Source organism: [Clostridium] symbiosum ATCC 14940 (assembly GCF_000466485.1).
Taxonomy (GTDB): Bacteria; Bacillota; Clostridia; order Lachnospirales; family Lachnospiraceae; genus Otoolea; species Otoolea symbiosa.
Genome location: NZ_KE992824.1, coordinates 28,505 through 47,950 on the forward strand (window position 1 = coordinate 28,505; position 19,446 = coordinate 47,950).

Sequence of the window (19,446 nt, forward strand, 5' to 3'; positions counted from 1 at the left end):
CCGTTCAGTCCCCGGCCTTATTTAGCCTGAATATATCCCTGGGCCGTCAGAAGCTCTGCACACAGAACGGCTCCGCCTGCCGCGCCTCTCAGCGTGTTATGGGACAGTCCAACGAATTTCCAGTCGTAAACCGTATCTTCTCTCAGCCGGCCTACGGAAACTCCCATTCCCTTCTCATAATTCACATCCAATTTTACCTGGGGACGGTTATCTTCTTGCAGATACTGGATAAACTGCTTCGGCGCACTCGGTAGCCCCAGCTCCTGAGGAAGCCCTTTGAAATTCACAAGCTTCTCAATAAGCTCTTCTTTCGTCGGGTTCTTTTTGAATTTTACAAAAACGGCGGCCGTATGTCCGTCCAATACCGGCACACGGATACACTGGCATGTGATTAACGGGCCTTCTGCCTTTACAATCTGTCCGTCTTTTATTTCGCCCCAGAGTCTTAACGGCTCCTGCTCACTCTTTTCCTCTTCGCCGCCGATATACGGAATTATATTCTCCACCATTTCCGGCCAGTCACCAAATGTCTTGCCCGCACCGGAGATAGCCTGGTACGTAGTAGCCACTACTTCATAAGGTTCAAATTCCTTCCACGCAGTTAAAACAGGAGCATAGCTTTGAATTGAGCAGTTCGGCTTTACAGCAACAAAACCTCTCGTCGTTCCAAGACGCTTTTTCTGGAATTCGATTACGCCAAAGTGTTCCGGGTTAATCTCCGGAACCACCATCGGAACATCCGGCGTCCAGCGGTGGGCGCTGTTATTGGAAACCACCGGAATTTCCGCCTTTGCATAGGCGTCCTCAATGGCTCTGATCTCTTCCTTCGTCATATCGACGGCGCTGAAGACGAAATCAACGGCTTCGGCTACCTTCTCCACCTCGTTGACATTCATAACTACCATGTTCTTAACGGATTCCGGCATCGGAGTCTGCATCTTCCAGCGTCCTCCCACCGCCTCCTCATAGGTTCTCCCAGCGGATCTGGGGCTTGCCGCCACTGCGGTAACCTCATACCAGGGATGCTCTGCCAGAAGCGTAATAAAACGCTGTCCTACCATACCAGTTGCACCTAAGACGCCTACACGTAATTTCTTCTTCATTTCCATCTCTATTCTCCTCATTCCCGGATTTCTATTTCCCTATATTGCCGCCCGGTTCAGGACGCCCGTGGGATTGCCGCATTCCTGCGCGCTGCCGTTATACAGTTCCGTAAGCTGTCCGGAACTGTTATACATAAGCAGCATTAACGTATATCCTAAACCAATTCTTTAAAAAAATCAATATTTTTCCGCAAAGAAAATACATTTGTCTTTATCGCGCGCACATTCATGCAATTTATGACGTGAACAACGGAATAATCTTCTGTTCCGCGACGGAAACGAGTCCCAAATCCGACATTTTTACATCAGGAATAACCGGAAGCGCCAGGGAAACAATGCGAAGAAGAGGATTTTCCTGGGCAGTCAGGCCCAGACCGCGCTCTACTTCCTTCATTCTCGCTGCTTCTTTTGTCAGTTCCTCCGCATTCAGCCTGGTCATCAGGCCGCCCACTTCCAGACGGAGCGTGTTCAGAACGACGCCGTCCTTTACCGCCGTCATGCCTCCGCCTTTTGCAATCAGTTCCTTTGCGGCAGCCAGTGCATCCTCCGGTTTGAAGTAGACGATGGTTAGATTGTGGGAATCATGGGAAACGGTGGAGGCGATGGCGCCTTCGCTGCTGCCGAAATTTTTGACAATTCCCAGAGCCTTTGTCCCTTTTCCATGTCGGTTGATGACGGCTACAAAGGCCATTCCCTCTCCCAGGACTACCTTATTGTCCTTCACCTCCAGCTCCTCCACCGCGCATCTTGTCATGCTCTGGAGAAGATCGTGGTACTCCATTACATGGACTTTCACCGTACCATTTTCCACAGGTGCTTTCACGATAAAGTCATCCAGTGACACATTCCCCGCATTCATGGAATTTTTTGTCTCCATCTCATACTCGCGGTCTTCGATTTCCACCGTCAGTTTTCCATGCTCTGCAACCAGCTTTCCGCCGTAGAATACGGCGTCGGCCCACATCGTATGGATGTCTTTTGTCAGCACCATATCCGCGGTGTATCCGGGCGCTACTGCGCCTATATGGCTCACGCCGATTTCCCTGGCCGTATTGATCGTGGCGCTCTTGATCGCCAGCACAGGGTCCATGCCGCACTCAATCGCTTTTCTGACCACGGCATTCAGATGGCCCGTATGAAGCAGATCGTCACTCTCTCTGTCGTCGCTGCAAAGGGTCAGCGTATCATAGAAGCGAATTCCCTGAATCCCCTCCACAATTGCTTTCACGTTCTTTGTGATGGAGCTTTCCCTTGCATCCACATACATGCCTGCCCTCAGCTTACCGAGAGCTTCCTCCCCATTGGTCGTCTCATGGCAGGTATTCGGACCGCCGCACAGATAAGCGGAAAGCTGCCTGCCGCCCAGCCCCGGGGCATGGCCCTGGAGGTAAAGGCCGCTCTCCTGTGCCGCTTCGATAATATCCATCATCCGTTCGTCACCGTTCATCACTCCGTAAAAATCCATCACCTCGGCGAGGCCGACCACGCGCTTAAGCTTTGCCAGCTCACGGATCTCCCCGGCAAAAAACTCGGCTCCGGCATTTTCGCAGCCCGGCACAGCCGGAACACAGCTCGGAATATCCACAAGCTGGCGCATCGGGAGATCGTCCGCACTGTCATGCATGTATTTAACAGCATCCACACCGTAAACATTGGCAAGCTCATGGGGATCATGGATTATTGTAGTAGTTCCGTGAGGAATGACGACTCTGGCAAAATTCCTGGGCGTCATCATCGAGCTTTCGATATGCATATGGGAATCGATGAGGCCCGGGATCAGGTACCGTCCTTCTCCGTCGTAAATTTCAAGGGCACCATACGGCCCTTCCAGCTTCTCCGTCTCCACATGAGCGATAAATCCATCTTTTACATATACGACAGCCGGATAAATCTCCCCTGTAAATACATTGACCAGACGGCAGTTATTGATTGCCAGATCGGCCGGTTCCAGCCCCAGGGCCGTTTTTAAAAGCGCTTTTTTATTTTGGGGTTCCAGTTTAATCATCGTTTTATCTCCTTCTCAAATCATTGCGTAAGTTTCTGATTTACCAAGCCGCCACATGGCCGCCTGCCCTCGGCTCAGCCGCACCGCAGTAAACGCCGTTTTTGTCTTTCAGTATCATCTCACCCCGGCCGAAGCTTACCGCACTCTCCACCGCCTCCACCTCGTGGCCTCTGGCTGAGAGCTGCTTCGCCAGTTCTTTCGGAAACAGCGGCTCCACCTGCACCTTTTTATCTTTAATCCACTGCCATCTCGGTGCGTCCAGAGCTTCCTGCGGATTCAGCTTAAAGTCTATCATATTCATCAGAACCTGGACATGGCCCTGGGGCTGCATGAATGCTCCCATGACGCCAAAAGGTCCTACCGCCTCCCCGCCTTTTGTCAGGAAACCCGGAATTATCGTATGAAATGCTTTCTTTTCCGGTCCCAGGCAGTTCTCTGATTTTCCATCCAGAGTGAAGGCACACCCCCTGTTCTGAAGGGATATTCCCGTCCCCGGCACGACGACGCCGGAGCCGAATCCGTTAAAATTGCTCTGGATAAAGGAAACCATATTCCCCTCCCGGTCGGCCGTGCAAAGATAAATGGTGCCTCCGCTTCTCGGATCTCCTGCGTTTGGCGTTCCGGCAGTCTTGCCAATGAGACCGCTTCGCATTCGTCCATAGCTGCCGCTTAACAGCTCTGCGGCAGTCACTGTCATGGACTTCGGGTCTGCCACATACCGCGTGCCGTCGGCAAAGGCAAGCTTCATTGCCTCCAGCTGCCTGTGGCAGGTTTCGGCGCTTTCCCTGCCGTCCGACTCAAATTCAAAGTTCTTTAATATATTAAGCGCCATCAGAGCGATAATTCCATCCCCGTTCGGCGGTATTTCCCATACCTCATAATCCCGGTAGCCAATATGAATTGGTTTTACCCATTCACACCAATAGCCTTCCAGATCTTCTTTTCTCAGATATCCGCCGGTCCTGCGGGAAAACTCATCGATTTTGCAGGCCAGCTCCCCTATGTAAAAATCACGGGCGCCGGTTCCGGCAATCTTTTTCAGCGTCTCCTCCATATCCCCGGATTTCCAAATTTCACCAGCCTTCGGGGCATGGCCTTCCGGGGCAAAATGATGAAACCATGGTTCCAGCCAGTCCGTATCCTGTTCCTCACGGCGGATTTTGCCAAACAGTTCAAATGCCGCATTCCAAAGTCCGGCTATGACGGGCGTTACCGGATAGCCTTCTTTTGCATAGCGGATAGCCGGCTCCAGGTTCTCCTCCAAAGTTAGGCAGCCGTATTTTTCGGTCATCTCTGCCCATGCGGACGGCGCTCCCGGCACCATGACCGGCAGCCATCCGCGAACCGGCATCTCCTTGCAGCCCGATTTCCTCACTTTATCCGCATTAATCAAACGCGGCGTTTTACCACTTGCGTTTAATCCGAGCAGTTCTTTTTTCCGTTCCAGCCATACAAGCGCGAAGGCATCTCCGCCGATTCCGTTGGAAGTCGGCTCCAGCACCGTCATGGCTGCCGCCGTGGCAACAGCCGCATCGACTGCGTTGCCGCCCTGTTTTAATATGTCCAGTCCGGCCTGGGCCGCAAGCGGCTGGCTGGTGCATACCATCCCGTTCTTCGCAAATATAGCTTCACGGCGTGAGGGATAACGGTATTCCATATGATTAAATTCCATTTTATTCTCCCATCAGACGTCTGTAGTTCTCTCCTGCCGCCCGGATCAGGTCTTCTTTTTCGATATTTCTCACCCGGCAGATATGCTCTATCACATAAGTTATATATTTCGGTTCATTATCTCTTCCCTGCATCGGGGCAGGCGTAAGGGAGGGTGCATCGGTTTCTACCAGAATCCGGTCAAGCGGAACTTCCCTGACAGCTCTCTGTGTGCTGATATCATCCGGTTCAAAAGTAATATTTCCCGAAAAAGAAATATACATGCCCATGTCGAGAAATTCCTGCATTGCCTCAAAGCCGCCGCTGTAGCAGTGCATGATTCCCGGCACCCTTAAATGTTCCTTCATATAGCGGCATGTATCTTTCGTTGCAAGCCGCATATGGATTAACACCGGCTTGTTTACGTTATTAGCCATCTCAATCTGTCTGATGAAAGCGTCTCTCTGTATATCGGCCGGAACTGTCTTCTCATAGGGAAAATAGTCCATCCCAATCTCGCCCACCGCTTTCACCTGCGGACGCTTAACCAGCTCCTCCAGCCGTATAAAATCTTTATCTGTTACCTTCAGTATGTCATTTGGATAAAATGCACAGGCGACGTCAAACATCGATTCCTTCTTTGCAATCTCAATCGCTCTCTCCGCCTCGGAAAGTCCTGTGCAGACAATCATTATTTTATCAATCCCCGCTTCCTTAGCTCCGGCAATCACCTCTTCCCACCTGGGATACAGGATATCGCCGCAGATGTGGGCGTGGCTGTCTATGATTCCCCTCAAAATGCCGCCATCCTTCCATCTGAATATAGAAAAAGCCGCACCCCGGCCGTTTAATGCGCCTCCGGGATGCAGCAGCTTCTTCTTAGTTGTTTACAATCTCTTTAATCTGATCTGCCGTCAATTCAGCCGCATCGGATACGGTAATCTCTCCGCTCTGAATCTTTCCGAGAATCTCCTTAACTTTGGCGACATTCTCCTCACCAATGCTCTTTGTCAGGTTCTCGTTGAACACGATACCTACGGCGTTGTCCTTAAGGCCGTAAGTTACGGTCGTTCCGAACGGTACCTTGGAAGGATCTTCCACATAGTCGGAGCAGATTTTAAATAACGCGTTGTCAAGAAGCTTTAAGCTGGATGTAATAACAGATGCCTGTAAGTTGGAGCCTTCCAGGGTTCTGTACTGATCACTGTCCACACCGATAGCCATCACGCCGTCTTTCTCAGCCGCAGCTTCGATAACACCGTTGCCTGCACCGCCTGCAACCTGGAACACGATGTCGGCGCCTTCGGAAATCTGTGCGTTGGCAAGATCCTTTGCCTTGGCCGTATCCATGAAGTCGCCTACATAAGCTGTCAGGATCTTTGTCTCAGGGTCCACATATTTAGCGCCCTCGGCATAACCTACAAGGAAGTTGTTAACCGTCGTGCTCTCCGTTCCGCCTACGAAACCGATTGTCTTATCGGTGTTGGCAGCGTTCTCGCCTGTTGTGTAGTATGCTGCAACAGCGCCTGCAAGGAAACCGGACTGGTTGGAATCAAATAATACGGTTAAAACGTTGCCTAAATCGCCTGAGCTGTAGTCAACATCCTGGTCAAAGAGGATGAACTTGGTATCCGGATACTCTAACGGGATTGTCTCAAAGTTCTCTTTGTTCTGGAAACCGGTTCCAACAATGATGTCCGCGCCGCTGTCCGCCGCGTCGTAGAAAGCTGCCTGCCACTTGGTCGTGTCGTCGCCCATCTCAACCACATTGACTTCAAACTTGTCACCCATCTCCTCCTGCACTCTCATGGCGCCTTCATAGGCTGACTGCTGGAAGGAAAGGTCGTTCTTACGGCCGATGCAGAGTGTCATTTTCAGTTTCTCGCCGTTGCCTGCATTCTCTGCCGCTTTTGTCTCGCCGTCTGCTGCCGGCTCTGCAGCTTCACTGCCTGCTTCCGCTTTTGTCTCTTCCGCCGCTTTGCCGCCGCCGCATGCAGTCATGGACAATGCCATAGCCGCAGTCAGAACGATGGCTGCTGCTTTTTTGAATGATTTTCTCATAATGTTCCTCCTTAGATCGTATAAATAAATGGTTTTCTATATCTAAAGGGAGACAGCTCCCAAGAGATAACGAACAATAGTTAAAACAGGAAATTCCTTCTTCCGTAATCGGGCTTTTCTGCGCCTACAGGGAATCCTCCGTCTTTCTCCTGACCTTGTAATAAAGGCTGAACAAAACATAGAAGACAATGATGGATGCGTATGGAATAATTGTAATCAGGTACGGATCCACATTGTTATTCTGAAGATAGATGGAGATACCGCTGCCGAAACCGTACAGGATAGAGCTGACCATTCCCATCAGCGCATTGCCGGCCGCCATCGCGTTGGTTGCAAGTGCAATATAGCCGCGTCCCGCCACCATACCTGATGTAAAACGGTTCACATATCCCATGGACAGATACATTCCGCCAAGGGATGCCAGAGTGCCGCTGATCAGCATAGCCTGGTAACGCACACGTTTCACATTGATACCGACGGAGCGTGCTGCCTCCTCCGACTCTCCCACGGCCCTGATATGAACGCCGAAGGACGTCTTTTTCAGCATAATGAACATGACGATTGTAACAATAAATGCGACATAAGTCAAACTGTTATGTCCGGATAATACATCTCCCAGACCCGGTATATCCTTAATGACCGGAATCTGTACGGCCGGGAATGCCGACGAAGCCAGAGAGTTGCTGGCATTCTTGTCTCCCGTTATGGAATACAGGCAGAAAACAGAGCCCCCGCTGGCCGCCAGATTGAGAGCCACACCGGAGATTACCTGATTTGCCTTAAGGTGCTGGACAAAGTAGGCCAGAAGCATGGTAAAACCGATTCCGGCCGCAAGGCCGCAAACAGCGCCGACAAGAAGGCTTCCGGTAAAGCCGCTTCCCAATACTCCGCAGAGCGCTGCAATTGTCATCGCTCCTTCCAGTCCCAGGTTGAGCATGCCGGAACGGCTGGCGATGAGCGCAGCCATCGTGGCAAATAGAACCGGCGTCGTAGCTCGGAGAACGGTAAACCAAAAATCAAGATTTGTTAAAAAGTCCATTTTTCCCCCTCCTTAGTTCGCGCCTTCTGCTTCCACCGTCTGGTTCTGCAGCGCTTCTCTTTCTTCTTTATTCTTCTTCATCTTATACAGGAACCGTTCGGAGGCAATCAGCATGATCATGATGCCCTGGATGATGGATACAATCTCTGAGTCCACATCCCCGCCTCTGGACATTACAAGGGCGCCGATTCGGATATAGGAAATGAAAAAGGCAGAAACCGGAATCATAAGCGGCTTTGTGCCTGCCAGCAGGTTGATCAGAATACCGTCCCATACGTACGTCTGAGCCGTAATCCACTGGAACTTTTTGTACATGCCGATCATCTCGACGCCGCCGCCAAGTCCGGCCAGCATTCCGCCGATTAACTGGGAGCCGATTACGACTCCGCCAATCTTGATACCTGCATATTTTGCAAAGTTTTCATTGGAGCCTGTAATTTTCAGTTCACGGCCGAATTTCGATTTATCCATCAGAATCCACATGATAATGACAGCAGCGATCATGATGAGCAGACCATAGTGTGTATTGGTCCCTTTCAGCATCTTGCCCAGTGTCGCCGTCGGCTGGAAACCGATGGAGAACGAGCCGTTGGACGTATCCAGGAAAAATTTCCGGATCAGCCAGTAACCGAAATTAAAGAAGATATAGTTCATCATCAGAGAGATAACGAGTTCGTTGGCTCCCGTCTTTCTCTTAATCAGAACCGGAATAATGCCAATCACGCCTCCCACTGCCATGGCAACAGCCAGGATTACGATCTGATGCAGGATATTCGGCATCGGACATGCGATTGCCAGCGTCGCCGCCATGACGCCCGCAAAATAGAAGGAGCTGTCGGCCACCATGGAGAACAGGCCGCTCTTATGCATGACGTTGATGGCAAGTCCGCAGAATACCAGCGGTATCATTGTTTCAATTACATTAAAAAAGTTTCTTTTTGTCGAAAATGGTCCCAGCAGGAATCTGTAAAGCGCTGTCCCGGGATCGTCCGCCACTGCAAAAATAATCGCCGCCGCAATCAGAAGAGCGATCAGAATGGCCGCCGTCACGCGGATCACTCCATACCATTCAAACTTTTTCTTCCTGTTCATCTTACGCCTCCTTAAGCTTCTCTTCGGAATCAGACTTAAGTCCCAGCATATATAAACCAAGTTCTTCTTCCGTCGTATTGGGGACATCGTCAAGGACGCCCGCAATCGTTCCCTGATGGAATACAATAATGCGATCGCTCAGTGCCTTTAACTCTGCCAGGTCGGCGCTTACTAAAATCAGGGATTTCTTATCATCCCGCATTTCCAGTATCTTCTTGTGAATAAACTCCATGGCTCCGACGTCCACGCCCCGTGTCGGCTGGTTCAGGATGATGATGTCGGCGCCTGCCGTAAATTCCCTGGCCACAATGGCCTTCTGGATATTTCCTCCCGAGAGGCTCTTGATGCTGATATCGAGGCTGGATGTCTTAACCCTGAAGTCTTCGACACAGGCCTCGCAATAGTCCTCAATCGCTTTCCTGTCGAGAATCGTTCCTTTGGACAGCTTGTCGAGACTTGCGGCAATTAAGTTATCACGCACGCTCATCTCCGGCGCGCTGCCGTTTAAGTTGCGGTCTTCCGGCACATGGGCGATTCCCATCCTTCTGTTTTCCCGGATAGTCTTACGGCAGAGATCTTCCCCGCGGTAATGAATGGCGCCGCTCTCTGCCTTCATATTGCCGGTCAGGATCTCCATGGCCTCTTTCTGGCCGTTGCCTTCGATACCGGCAATTCCCAGCACTTCTCCCTGTTTCAGGGAGAAATTCAGGTTGTCCAGTTTTTTCGTGCCGAATTTATCGGTATAGCACAGGTTTTCCACCGTCAATATCTTATTGCCGAATTGCTGCGGCGTCTTATCATACTCCAGTTTGACGTCGCGCCCCACCATCAGTCGTGAAATTTCTTCCGGCGTCACATCCTCCACCTTATAAGTTCCGATGGACCGGCCGTCCTTAAGCACGGTCAGCCTGTCACAGAGATATTTGACCTCATGGAGCTTATGGGAGATGAAAATGATCGTATAGCCTTCTTTCTTGAGGTTCAGAAGCTGTTCAAACAGTTCCTCCGTCTCCTGCGGCGCCAGAACGGCAGTCGGCTCGTCCAGGATTATAATCTTTGCCCCGCGGTACATGGTTTTTAATATCTCCAGCTTCTGCTTCATACCGATGGAGATGTCACGGACTCTCCTTGTGGCATCCACATGAAGATTATATTTCTTTGAAATTTTCTCTGTCTCTTCCACTGCTTTCTTCTGATCCAGGAACATTCCCTTTTTCTGCTCGATTCCCAGTACCAGATTCTCCGCAACGGTCAGCGAAGGCACCAGCATCATATGCTGATGGACCATTCCGATTCCGTGTTCGATTGCATCCTTACTGGAATGAAAATGCATTTCCTGTCCATGAAGGAATACTTTGCCGCTTGTAATTTCCTCAATTCCAAACAGCATCTTCATCAGAGTGGACTTTCCGGCTCCGTTTTCACCTACCAGCGCATGGATTTCTCCTTTGTCTACGCTGAAATTAATATTATAGTTGGCCAGAACGCCGCCCGGATAAATTTTAGTCAGGTCTTCCACCCGTAAAATTTCCTCTGCCATAGTCATTCCCCTTATTCTTTCGCTGTAAAGTGCCGCTGTCTGTCCGGCACTCCTAATATCACTTATGCAAGTTCCAGAGCAACTTCCATCATGCTGGTAAATGAGGTCTGCCGCTCCTCGGCGGTCGTAGCCTCGCCTGTCACAGCGGAATCTGAGACAGTCAGGATACAGAGAGCGTTGACGCCTGCGTATGCCGCGTTGCTGTAAAGGGCCGCCGCCTCCATCTCTACCGCCAGCACGCCCATCTTATCCCAGGTGGTTCCCACCGGAGGAAGCTCCGGATTATAGAACATATCTGAGCTTAAGATATTGCCGACATGATAATGAAGTCCTTTCTCCTCCGCTGCTTTTACCGCTTTTGCAAGAAGCTCGTAGCTGCAGATGCAGGAATAATCGCCCGGAAGGCGGAACTGTTTCACAAAATTGGATGTGGTGCAGGCTCCCATGCCGAATACCATGTCGCGGACCTTCACCTCCGGACGGAGCGCGCCCGCCGTGCCGACACGGATCAGATTCTTGCATCCGTAAAAATGAATCAGCTCATAGGAATAGATGCCGATAGACGGACACCCCATTCCCGTTCCCATGACTGATACGCGTTTCCCCTTATAAGAGCCTGTGTAACCAAACATATTTCTGGTTGCATTAAACTGTTTAACATCGGTCAGAAAATTATCTGCAATATATTTTGCCCGAAGCGGATCTCCCGGTAAAAGGATTGTCTCCGCAATTTCTCCTGCCTGTGCTGCAATATGCGGTGTTGGTATGTTGTGTTCTGACATAGTCACTTCCTCCTGATATTTAGAATATAATCATATTTATTGTAGAAAACGCGTTTCAGATGAAACGGTCCCGCCCTTACTGTCCGGTCTGCCGTAAGCATATATTCTGAACGCCGTTTTTTCCGGATTAATGCTCCTGTTCATAACAGTACAGGCAACATGAACTGTTACTCCTGTTCTTTGTATAACCAGTTTTTCAAATAAAACTCTTTTCTTTCAGAAAAATCTTTATTTTTAACCTGAAGCTGCGGACAGGACAGCAAATCATATACTGTTTTCATGACTATCTTTGCTGTGTGGAGATAGACATTCTCTTCATCTGTAATCTCAAATTCGCTGCTGTGAATCCGGCCCTTTATCCCTGAAAATCCAAACTGCACCGTCGGAAGCAGATAACCTAAATCCCCGACATCGCCGGACGCCCCCGAAACCACATTCTTCACAATCCTGTCGTCCGGGCAAATCTCCTGCATATGGCGGTAAATGATTTCGTTTATTTCACTTGACTGCTGAAGCGGCATATATCCCGTCTGGTTTTCAATCCGGCAGCCAAGGCCTAAGGCCCCGGCAGAGTGGACGGCACAGAGGTCAAACTTCTCTCCTGCCTCCAAAAGCTCCTCCAGCGTATTTGCCCTGACATAGCTCTCGAGAACCGCCTTATCGGGAATAATATTGACGCTGCCTCCGCACTGTGTGATAACCGGATGGATCTGGAGTCCGGCCTCCTTGGGAAACTGATCTTTCATATAGGCAATGGCATCCATGCAGAGACTGGCCCCATGGAGCGCATTTTTTCCCATATGGGCGGCAGCTCCGGAATGAGCGGCGGTTCCGGTAAAAACAGCCTTTTTCACCATGAATCCGGCCAATGTGGAGCCGACGTCGAACAATGTGCCGGTCTCCCCGTTCACATGCATGGAAATCACGCAGTCCACATCGTCAAATATCCCCTGTTCTATCATGTTCTGCTTTCCGGAGAAATACTTAATCTTCCCTTCCGCTCTCAGCTTCTGCCTGTATTCAAACTCAATAAACTCCTCGGCAGGCGCGGCGATGAAGGTGACCCGTCCTCCCGTCTCCCCGCAGAGCTTCATATCATTCAACATTTTCAACACATAGGCCATGACGGCGGTTTGGATGCTGTGTCCGCAGGAATGGCAGGGGTAACGCTTCTCCCCGTCGTCCACAATCAGCGCGTCCATATCCGCCACCAGCGCAATGTGGTATCCTTCCCCATTCCCAATCTCCGCCCGAATCCCTGTCAGACAGATATCGGAGCGGCAGGAAATTCCATTCTCACGCAAAAAAGAAGTGAGAATCTTATTCGATTCCACTTCTTTAAAACCAGGCTCCGGGTGATTAAACAGCTCCCGTCCCAGCTCTGTCAATCCATCTTTATTCTTCTGAATTTCATTCTCAATTTTTATATAAATATCATGTTTATCCATTCTGTCACTTTCCGGCAGAAGCCAACAAATGTATTAACTATATTATTTAATAAATTTATCATGATTATGAAAAAAAGTCAATTACCGCATCAGCCCCGGTATCTGCCAAGGCGGTTTTAAAGCCGCACTTTACTCCCTTTCCCGTCTCTCTTTCCTATCTTCAGACGGTTCAGATGCACCTGTTTTTCTTTGTACATAACGGTCTGCTCACTGTCTGTACCCAGCAGATAAACCTGTTCCAGTTCTTCTCCGCGGCCCAGCTTAATTCCCCTGACGCCCTTGGAATTCTTCTTGAGTGTGGAAATTTCTTCCAGATCAAAGCGGAGGAATACGCCGTTTGTCGTCTGGAGAACGGCCTCCGTCCTGCCGTCTGTCAGCTGGATGCTGACAACCATGTCGCCGTCCTGGAGCTTTGTAGCGGCAACCATCCTGTTATTTGTCTCAAATTCTTCACCCGGAACCAGTTTGACCATAGCTCCCTTTGTTGCAAACAGCAGACGGCGTCCCACCAGGGCCGAAGCATTGATAATGAATATCGGGCGCTCCTTTGTCCCGTCAAATTTACAGAGGTTATCGACCGGTGTACCTTTATCCCTCATTTTTCCAAATGGAATATCAGAAGCCTTCACCTGCTGAAGAAGTCCCGTGTCCGTAAAGAGACAGATTTTATCGGTATTCAGGCAGGGGATGACATGGGGATTCTCCCCTTCTATCGTCTCCTGGTTTCTGTCGTAGGTCGCCCTGTCCACCAGCTTGCCGTAACCAAACTTGTCCATGACAAAGACGACCTCCCGGATCTCAACCGCCGTCTCATCGTAGACAGCCTCCTTGCCGTCCTCAATCAGCGTTCTCCTCGGCGTGGCAAATTCCGCTTTAATCTCTTCCAGGTCTTTCTTGATCACATCGTCCATGGTCAGCTTGCTGGACAGGATCTTTTCGTATTCCTTTATTTTCCTCAGAGTTTCCTTATATTCCTTCTCCAGGGCCAGAATTTCAAGTCCAATCAGCTTATAGAGACGCATCTCCAGAATCGCGGACGCCTGCTTTTCCGTGAAGCGCAGCTTCCTGGCGTCCTCGTCAAAGCCCGGCGTCTTGAAATGGATGTTGGAAATATCTCCCTCCATCAGGCAGGCCTTTGCGTCCTTTAAATTTTTGGAGCCTCTGAGTATGGCGATAATCAGGTCAATCACATCACAGGCCTTGATTAAACCTTCCCGGATCTCCTTCTTTTCCAGCTCTTTTTCCAGAAGCACATTGTATTTGCGCGTATTATTCTCATACTGGAAATCCAGGTAATTTTTAAGAATTCCTTTTAACGTAAGAGTCTCCGGGCGGCCGCCGGCAATTGCCAGCATATTGACGCCGAAGGTATCCTCCAGCTTCGTTTTTTTATAAAGGATATTTTTAATCTTTTCGATATCGGCATCTTTCTTTAATTCCAGAACAATGCGGATTCCCTCTTTGTTGGACTGGTTCGAGATATCCACCACATCGGTGAGTTTCTTCGACTCCACCAAATCCGCAATATCGACAAGACATTTATTAATGCCTGCACCTATCATCGTGTAAGGAATCTCCGATATGATCAGCTTGTCCTTGTCCACACGCCGCTTGCCTAATTCCACCTCCAGCTTGGCGCGCAGCTTGATCCGTCCGCTTCCCGTCTCATAAATATTCAGCAGATCGCTCTTGTTGGCGATAATCCCGCCTGTCGGGAAATCAGGGCCATGGAGTATATCGAGCAGTTCTTTTGTCGTGCATTCCGGATTATCGATATAAGCCATAACCGTATCCACGACCTCCCCCAGATTGTGGGGCGGAATGCTGGTACTCATTCCTACCGCAATTCCCTCCGCGCCGTTGATCAGCAGGTTGGGCACGCGGACCGGCAGAACCTCCGGCTCCTTCTCCGTCTCATCATAATTCGGGACAAACGGTACGGTCTTGTCCAAATCCTTTAAATAGACTTCCTCCGCAAATTTCTCAAGCCTTGCTTCCGTGTACCGCATGGCGGCAGCCCCGTCCCCCTCAATGGAACCGAAGTTTCCGTGCCCGTTTACGAGAGGCATTCCTTTCTTGAAGACCTGAGACATGACGACCAGCGTCTCATAGATGGAGCTGTCTCCGTGGGGATGATATTTACCCATCGTATCGCCGACAATACGGGCCGACTTCCTATGGGGCTTGTCGGAACCGAGGCGCAGCTCGCTCATATCATAAAGCACACGGCGCTGCACGGGTTTAAGGCCGTCCCTGGCATCGGGAATCGCCCTGGCCGTAATGACGCTCATGGAATAATTCATGTAACTGCGCTGCATCTCTTCCGAGTATTCCGTTGTGATAATTTTCTCAGCCATTCTTTATTCTATCTCCTGCAATCTTAAGTTTCTGACTTGTTTCCTGCCGCGGGTAATATTTTGTGAGGCGTTTTCATGCGCCGGGTATCGTAAGGCGCAGCTTCCCGCAGGATGCTTATGCATCTATCTCCGCCTCATCGGCATGCTCATAGATAAACTGGCGTCTGGGCGGCACTTCGCTTCCCATCAGCATCTCCGTAATCTCCGAAGCCATCCTGGCATCCTCGATCTCCACCCGCTTCAAAATCCGGTTCTCCGGATTTAAGGTCGTCTCCCAGAGCTGTTCCGCATCCATCTCTCCAAGACCCTTGTATCTCTGGAGGGTGAAATCGCCGGTATGGTTCTTTCTGTACCTCTCCAGGGCTTTCTCATCGTAGAGGTACTCTTCCTTGCCCTTCTTCGGGATTACCTTAAACAGCGGGGGCATTGCGATATAAACATGTCCGTTGCTGATAAGCTCGGGCATAAAACGATACAGGAAGGTGAGAAGCAGCGTATCAATATGGCTGCCGTCCACATCGGCATCCGTCATCAGTATGATTTTATTATAGCGGAGCTTCGTGATATCGAAGTCATTGCCGTATCCTTCGGAAAAGCCGCAGCCGAAGGTGTTGATCATCGTCTTAATCTCAGCGTTGGCCAGAACCTTGTCCATTGTGGCTTTCTCCACGTTCAGAATCTTTCCGCGGATCGGAAGGATGGCCTGGTACTGCCGGTTTCTTCCCATCTTGGCGGAACCGCCGGCCGAATCTCCCTCGACGATGAAAATTTCGCATTTCTCCGCATCCCGGCTTTCGCAATTAGCCAGCTTGCCGTTGCTGTCAAAGGAAAATTTCGACTTTGTCAGCATATTTGTCTTGGCTTTTTCCTCCGCCTTCCTGATTTTAGCAGATTTTTCCGCACAGGCGATCACCGCCTTTAAGACCTCGACGTTCCGGTCAAAATAAAGCTGTAACTCCTCGCCCGTCACATTAAAGACAGCTTTCGTGCAGTCGGCGCTGGCCAGCTTTGTCTTTGTCTGGCCTTCAAAAATCGGATCAGGGTGTTTTACCGCAATCACGGCCGTCATTCCGTTTCTCGTGTCCGCACCCGTAAAGTTGGAATCCTTCTCCTTCAGGATTCCAAGCTCCCTGGCATAGCTGTTGATCATGGTTGTGAAGCGCGTCTTGAAGCCGACAAGGTGGGTTCCGCCCTCCTGTGTAAAAATATTGTTACAAAAGCCGAGTACATTTTCCTCGAAGGTATCGACGAACTGGAATGCTACCTCCACTTCGATATTCTCTGATGTCCCTTTAAAATAAAACGGCTCATGGACCGGCGTCTTCGTGCTGTTGAGCTCCTTCACATAGGCCAGTATCCCTTCCGGCTCGCTGTATGTGATTTTCTCCGCTTCTCCCGCTCTTTTGTTCTCGTAATGTATGGAAAGTCTGGGATTGAGGTAGGCTGTCTCATGGAGACGACTCTTGAGCCATTCCGCCTTAAAACGCGTCTTTTCAAAGATCTCTCCGTCGGGCATAAAATTAATCTTCGTACCTGTCTCCCTGGTCTTTCCTATCACCGGAAGCAGTCCGTCCACCAGCTTTACGGTCGGGATCCCTCTCTCATATGCGTCATGGTGGATCTGGCCGTTCTTATAGACCGTCACATCCATATGCTCGGAAAGGGCGTTCACCACGGAAGAACCTACTCCGTGAAGACCGCCGCTTGTCTTGTAAGCATTATTGTCGAATTTCCCTCCTGCGTGCAGGGTAGAGAGTACAATTCTCTCTGCCGAGACCCCCTTTTTATGCATCTCCACCGGGATTCCCCTGCCGTTGTCGCGGACGGTACAGGAGCCGTCCGCTTCCAGCGTTACCCAGATGTCGTTGCACTCCCCGGCCAGATGTTCATCGACCGAGTTATCCACGATCTCGTATATTAAATGATTGAGGCCTTTTGTTCCCACACCTCCGATATACATACCGGGGCGTTTGCGGACCGCCTCCAGGCCTTCCAGGACGGTAATACTGTCCGCATCATACTGTGTTTTTGCCATATTATTCCTCCAGATCTGGTTATCATCTGTTTTATTATTGCATAAAAAAATGTGTTTTGCAAGATAGCTGTTCAGCAAGGTATCTCTCGGAGAAATTTTGGTTACTGTTCACACCTCGCCAGAAAGCAGTGTGAACAGTAACGGCAAAAAACACCTTTTTCATATGTGCTTTGCATAAAACCCCTGAAATTATTTCAAGCCTTCAAAATATATGCGGTTCTGTTTGACTGCCTCCGAATCCGGTTTGTAATAGGAAGCCAGTTCATTATATCTGGCTGCCTCCACGTATTTCCCCTGACGATCCAGGCAGACAGCCAGTTGTATTGCCGGAATAAACTCTTTGTACTCCGGTTCCACAAAAGCCCCGGGGATTGGTTCATACGATGTCTGCATTGCCTGACGGTACCAGAACTCCGCCTCCTTTAAGCGATTTTCATCCAGGAAATGTTTTCCGATATCGCAGCATATCTGAGGCCGCGGCACATCATAAGAGAACGTCCAAAACAGCTTTTCAAGCGCCTCCTCCCTTTTCCCCATCCTGTAAAAGCACAGTGCGCAGAACCGGCAGGCATCTACCAGATTTTCAAGCCAGGCCCCCTTTTCCCGGTCCCTAAGAAAAGTTTCAAAGACTCTGACCGCATCCTCATTCCTCCCATGATAATAAAGCTCACGGCCGTAATAGAACTGGTGGCGCGGTTCCAGTTCTTCCCCCTCTTCTATCATTCTTTCATAGATTCTTAAATTTCTGTCTGAGTATTCCTTCTTTATGGAGTGGTGTTCAATCACCGCATCTGAATAGAGTACCTTTCCCCTCACCGCAACCGCCTCATGCACGCGGCCTCCCCACAGATAGCCGTCTCCGTTCTTAAGCAGCCTCTCCCTGTCAAAAAGGAACGCCGGTTTTCCTGTGTCATCAAAAGCAGTTACATACTTCATCATGACCGCGGAAACATCCGGCGTCAGTTGTTCTTTCAGTTTCTTTATCTTTTGCTGTTCGCGTTCCGGTATCACGTCATCCGCGTCCAGCCACATGCAGTAATCCATCGTTGCCTTTCTGAATGATTCGTTTCTCGCTGCGGAAAAATCGTCGTTCCACTCGAAATCATAGATTTTCTCTGTATATTCTGCCGCTATCTCCTTTGTACGGTCGGTGGAGCCTGTATCTACAATGATTATCTCGTCTGCTATCTCTTTTGCAGAGTCCAGACAGCGTCCCAGCACCTTTTCCTCATTTTTTACTATCATACAGAGACTGACCGTTGCCATGGCAGTCCTCCGGTTCTTTTCTTACTTTACTTTATGATGCCCGCGTGATTCTGATACGTTACTCTTCACAAGTTATCCAAGGGCCACATCCAGGATCATCATAATTACAAATCCGGCGGCGAAACCAATCGTCCCCATATTAGAGTGTTCTCCCTCGGCCGATTCCGGTATCAGTTCCTCGACGACGACATAAATCATGGCGCCTGCCGCAAAGGCCAGCAGATAGGGAAGAGCCGGTACAATGACACGGTACATGGCTATTGTCAGGAGCGCGCCTATCGGCTCCACAATGCCCGAGAGCATCCCGAGAAAGAAAGCCTTCGGGCGGCCGCTTCCTCCTTCGCTTTTCAGGGGCAGCGAAATAATGGCTCCCTCCGGAAAGTTTTGTATCGCGATACCGATTGACAAAGCCAGGGCACCCGCCAGCGTAACACCGCTGTTTTCAGCCAGCAGGCCTGCAAATACGACACCAACGGCCATTCCTTCCGGTATGTTATGAAGCGTCACAGCCAAAACCAGCATTGTGGTCTTCTGCAGACTGCTCTTAGTTCCTTCCGGTTTCTCGCTGTTCAGGTGCAGATGAGGAATCAGTTTGTCCATTGTCAGCAAAAATGCAATGCCAAACAGAAAGCCGACTGCAGACGGAACGAAAGCGAGTCTCCCCATCCCTTCCGACATGTTCATAGCCGGTATCAGCAGCGACCACACCGAAGCCGCCACCATCACGCCGGATGCAAAACCAAGCAGTGTTTTCTGCACCACCGGCCTGAGCTGATCCTTTAGAAAAAACACGCAGGCTGCCCCCGCCGTGGTACCGATAAACGGGATTAAAATCCCGGTCAGTATATTCATTCTTTATCCTCCTATAATTGACTTTGGATGTAATCTATCGAACTTTCCTTATATTTAAAGACATTATAGCAGATAATAAGAATGTTTACTAGTATTACTTTTCATTTATTGGAGATTTAACTGAGGCCCGGAGGACGCGTCCGGAACCGACTATGTCCGGTATGGTGAGGGGGATGACTGAATCTTCCGTCCCCGGTTGGAGGGTGTCGTGAGGGG

General features: G+C 50.1%; 14 protein-coding genes. All 14 read right to left on the reverse strand.

The features are described from left to right. Positions 1–17 precede the first annotated feature (17 nt). The 14 genes from asd to CLOSYM_RS03700 all read right to left on the reverse strand — a co-directional run bounded on the left by asd (position 18) and on the right by CLOSYM_RS03700 (position 19,230). Entirely contained in the window at positions 18–1,103 is a 1,086-nt protein-coding gene (gene asd, locus CLOSYM_RS03635; protein WP_044902115.1) for an aspartate-semialdehyde dehydrogenase, read from the reverse strand. Between the two features lie 235 nt (positions 1,104–1,338). Continuing rightward, positions 1,339–3,108: an adenine deaminase gene (gene ade, locus CLOSYM_RS03640; RefSeq protein WP_021640986.1), complete on the reverse strand. Its 1,770-nt coding sequence runs from the start codon at positions 3,106–3,108 to the stop codon at positions 1,339–1,341. 40 nt (positions 3,109–3,148) lie between these two features. Then, positions 3,149–4,780, reverse strand: a complete 1,632-nt coding sequence (locus CLOSYM_RS03645) for a gamma-glutamyltransferase family protein (RefSeq protein WP_021640987.1) — start codon at positions 4,778–4,780, stop codon at positions 3,149–3,151. A gap of 1 nt (position 4,781) precedes the next feature. After that, on the reverse strand, positions 4,782–5,555 hold the full coding sequence (locus tag CLOSYM_RS03650; RefSeq protein ID WP_021640988.1) for a TatD family hydrolase: 774 nt from the start codon (positions 5,553–5,555) through the stop codon (positions 4,782–4,784). Between the two features lie 82 nt (positions 5,556–5,637). Further along, complete coding sequence (locus CLOSYM_RS03655) at positions 5,638–6,819, reverse strand: BMP family lipoprotein (protein ID WP_021640989.1); 1,182 nt, start codon at positions 6,817–6,819, stop codon at positions 5,638–5,640. A gap of 124 nt (positions 6,820–6,943) precedes the next feature. Then, positions 6,944–7,858: an ABC transporter permease gene (locus CLOSYM_RS03660; RefSeq protein WP_003510587.1), complete on the reverse strand. Its 915-nt coding sequence runs from the start codon at positions 7,856–7,858 to the stop codon at positions 6,944–6,946. A gap of 12 nt (positions 7,859–7,870) precedes the next feature. Beyond that, entirely contained in the window at positions 7,871–8,950 is a 1,080-nt protein-coding gene (locus tag CLOSYM_RS03665; RefSeq protein WP_003510586.1) for an ABC transporter permease, read from the reverse strand. Position 8,951: 1 nt separating this feature from the next. After that, positions 8,952–10,490, reverse strand: coding sequence for an ABC transporter ATP-binding protein (locus CLOSYM_RS03670; protein WP_044902110.1), 1,539 nt, complete (start codon positions 10,488–10,490; stop codon positions 8,952–8,954). A gap of 62 nt (positions 10,491–10,552) precedes the next feature. Beyond that, positions 10,553–11,272, reverse strand: a complete 720-nt coding sequence (gene deoD, locus CLOSYM_RS03675; protein WP_003510583.1) for a purine-nucleoside phosphorylase — start codon at positions 11,270–11,272, stop codon at positions 10,553–10,555. A 167-nt stretch (positions 11,273–11,439) separates the two neighbouring features. Beyond that, positions 11,440–12,720, reverse strand: coding sequence for an amidohydrolase (locus CLOSYM_RS03680; protein WP_021640991.1), 1,281 nt, complete (start codon positions 12,718–12,720; stop codon positions 11,440–11,442). Between the two features lie 116 nt (positions 12,721–12,836). Further along, positions 12,837–15,077 (reverse strand): DNA gyrase/topoisomerase IV subunit A, encoded by a 2,241-nt coding sequence (locus tag CLOSYM_RS03685; RefSeq protein WP_021640993.1) that lies wholly within the window; start codon positions 15,075–15,077, stop codon positions 12,837–12,839. A gap of 115 nt (positions 15,078–15,192) precedes the next feature. Next, positions 15,193–17,112, reverse strand: coding sequence for a DNA gyrase/topoisomerase IV subunit B (locus tag CLOSYM_RS03690; RefSeq protein WP_003510579.1), 1,920 nt, complete (start codon positions 17,110–17,112; stop codon positions 15,193–15,195). Between the two features lie 189 nt (positions 17,113–17,301). Beyond that, positions 17,302–18,378: a glycosyltransferase family 2 protein gene (locus tag CLOSYM_RS03695; protein ID WP_044902111.1), complete on the reverse strand. Its 1,077-nt coding sequence runs from the start codon at positions 18,376–18,378 to the stop codon at positions 17,302–17,304. A 72-nt stretch (positions 18,379–18,450) separates the two neighbouring features. After that, positions 18,451–19,230, reverse strand: a complete 780-nt coding sequence (locus CLOSYM_RS03700; RefSeq protein ID WP_021640996.1) for a ZIP family metal transporter — start codon at positions 19,228–19,230, stop codon at positions 18,451–18,453. Positions 19,231–19,446 lie beyond the last annotated feature (216 nt).

Bases quoted from the DNA above. Each gene is read 5' to 3' on its own strand.
- deoD (WP_003510583.1), bottom strand. From the start codon at position 11,272: ATGTCAGAACACAACATACCAACACCGCATATTGCAGCACAGGCAGGA.
- CLOSYM_RS03690 (WP_003510579.1), bottom strand. From the start codon at position 17,112: ATGGCAAAAACACAGTATGATGCGGACAGTATTACCGTCCTGGAAGGC.
- CLOSYM_RS03645 (WP_021640987.1), bottom strand. From the start codon at position 4,780: ATGGAATTTAATCATATGGAATACCGTTATCCCTCACGCCGTGAAGCT.
- CLOSYM_RS03665 (WP_003510586.1), bottom strand. From the start codon at position 8,950: ATGAACAGGAAGAAAAAGTTTGAATGGTATGGAGTGATCCGCGTGACG.
- CLOSYM_RS03700 (WP_021640996.1), bottom strand. From the start codon at position 19,230: ATGAATATACTGACCGGGATTTTAATCCCGTTTATCGGTACCACGGCG.
- CLOSYM_RS03685 (WP_021640993.1), bottom strand. From the start codon at position 15,077: ATGGCTGAGAAAATTATCACAACGGAATACTCGGAAGAGATGCAGCGC.
- asd (WP_044902115.1), bottom strand. From the start codon at position 1,103: ATGAAGAAGAAATTACGTGTAGGCGTCTTAGGTGCAACTGGTATGGTA.
- CLOSYM_RS03655 (WP_021640989.1), bottom strand. From the start codon at position 6,819: ATGAGAAAATCATTCAAAAAAGCAGCAGCCATCGTTCTGACTGCGGCT.
- CLOSYM_RS03660 (WP_003510587.1), bottom strand. From the start codon at position 7,858: ATGGACTTTTTAACAAATCTTGATTTTTGGTTTACCGTTCTCCGAGCT.
- CLOSYM_RS03680 (WP_021640991.1), bottom strand. From the start codon at position 12,720: ATGGATAAACATGATATTTATATAAAAATTGAGAATGAAATTCAGAAG.
- CLOSYM_RS03695 (WP_044902111.1), bottom strand. From the start codon at position 18,378: ATGGCAACGGTCAGTCTCTGTATGATAGTAAAAAATGAGGAAAAGGTG.
- CLOSYM_RS03670 (WP_044902110.1), bottom strand. From the start codon at position 10,490: ATGGCAGAGGAAATTTTACGGGTGGAAGACCTGACTAAAATTTATCCG.
- ade (WP_021640986.1), bottom strand. From the start codon at position 3,108: ATGATTAAACTGGAACCCCAAAATAAAAAAGCGCTTTTAAAAACGGCC.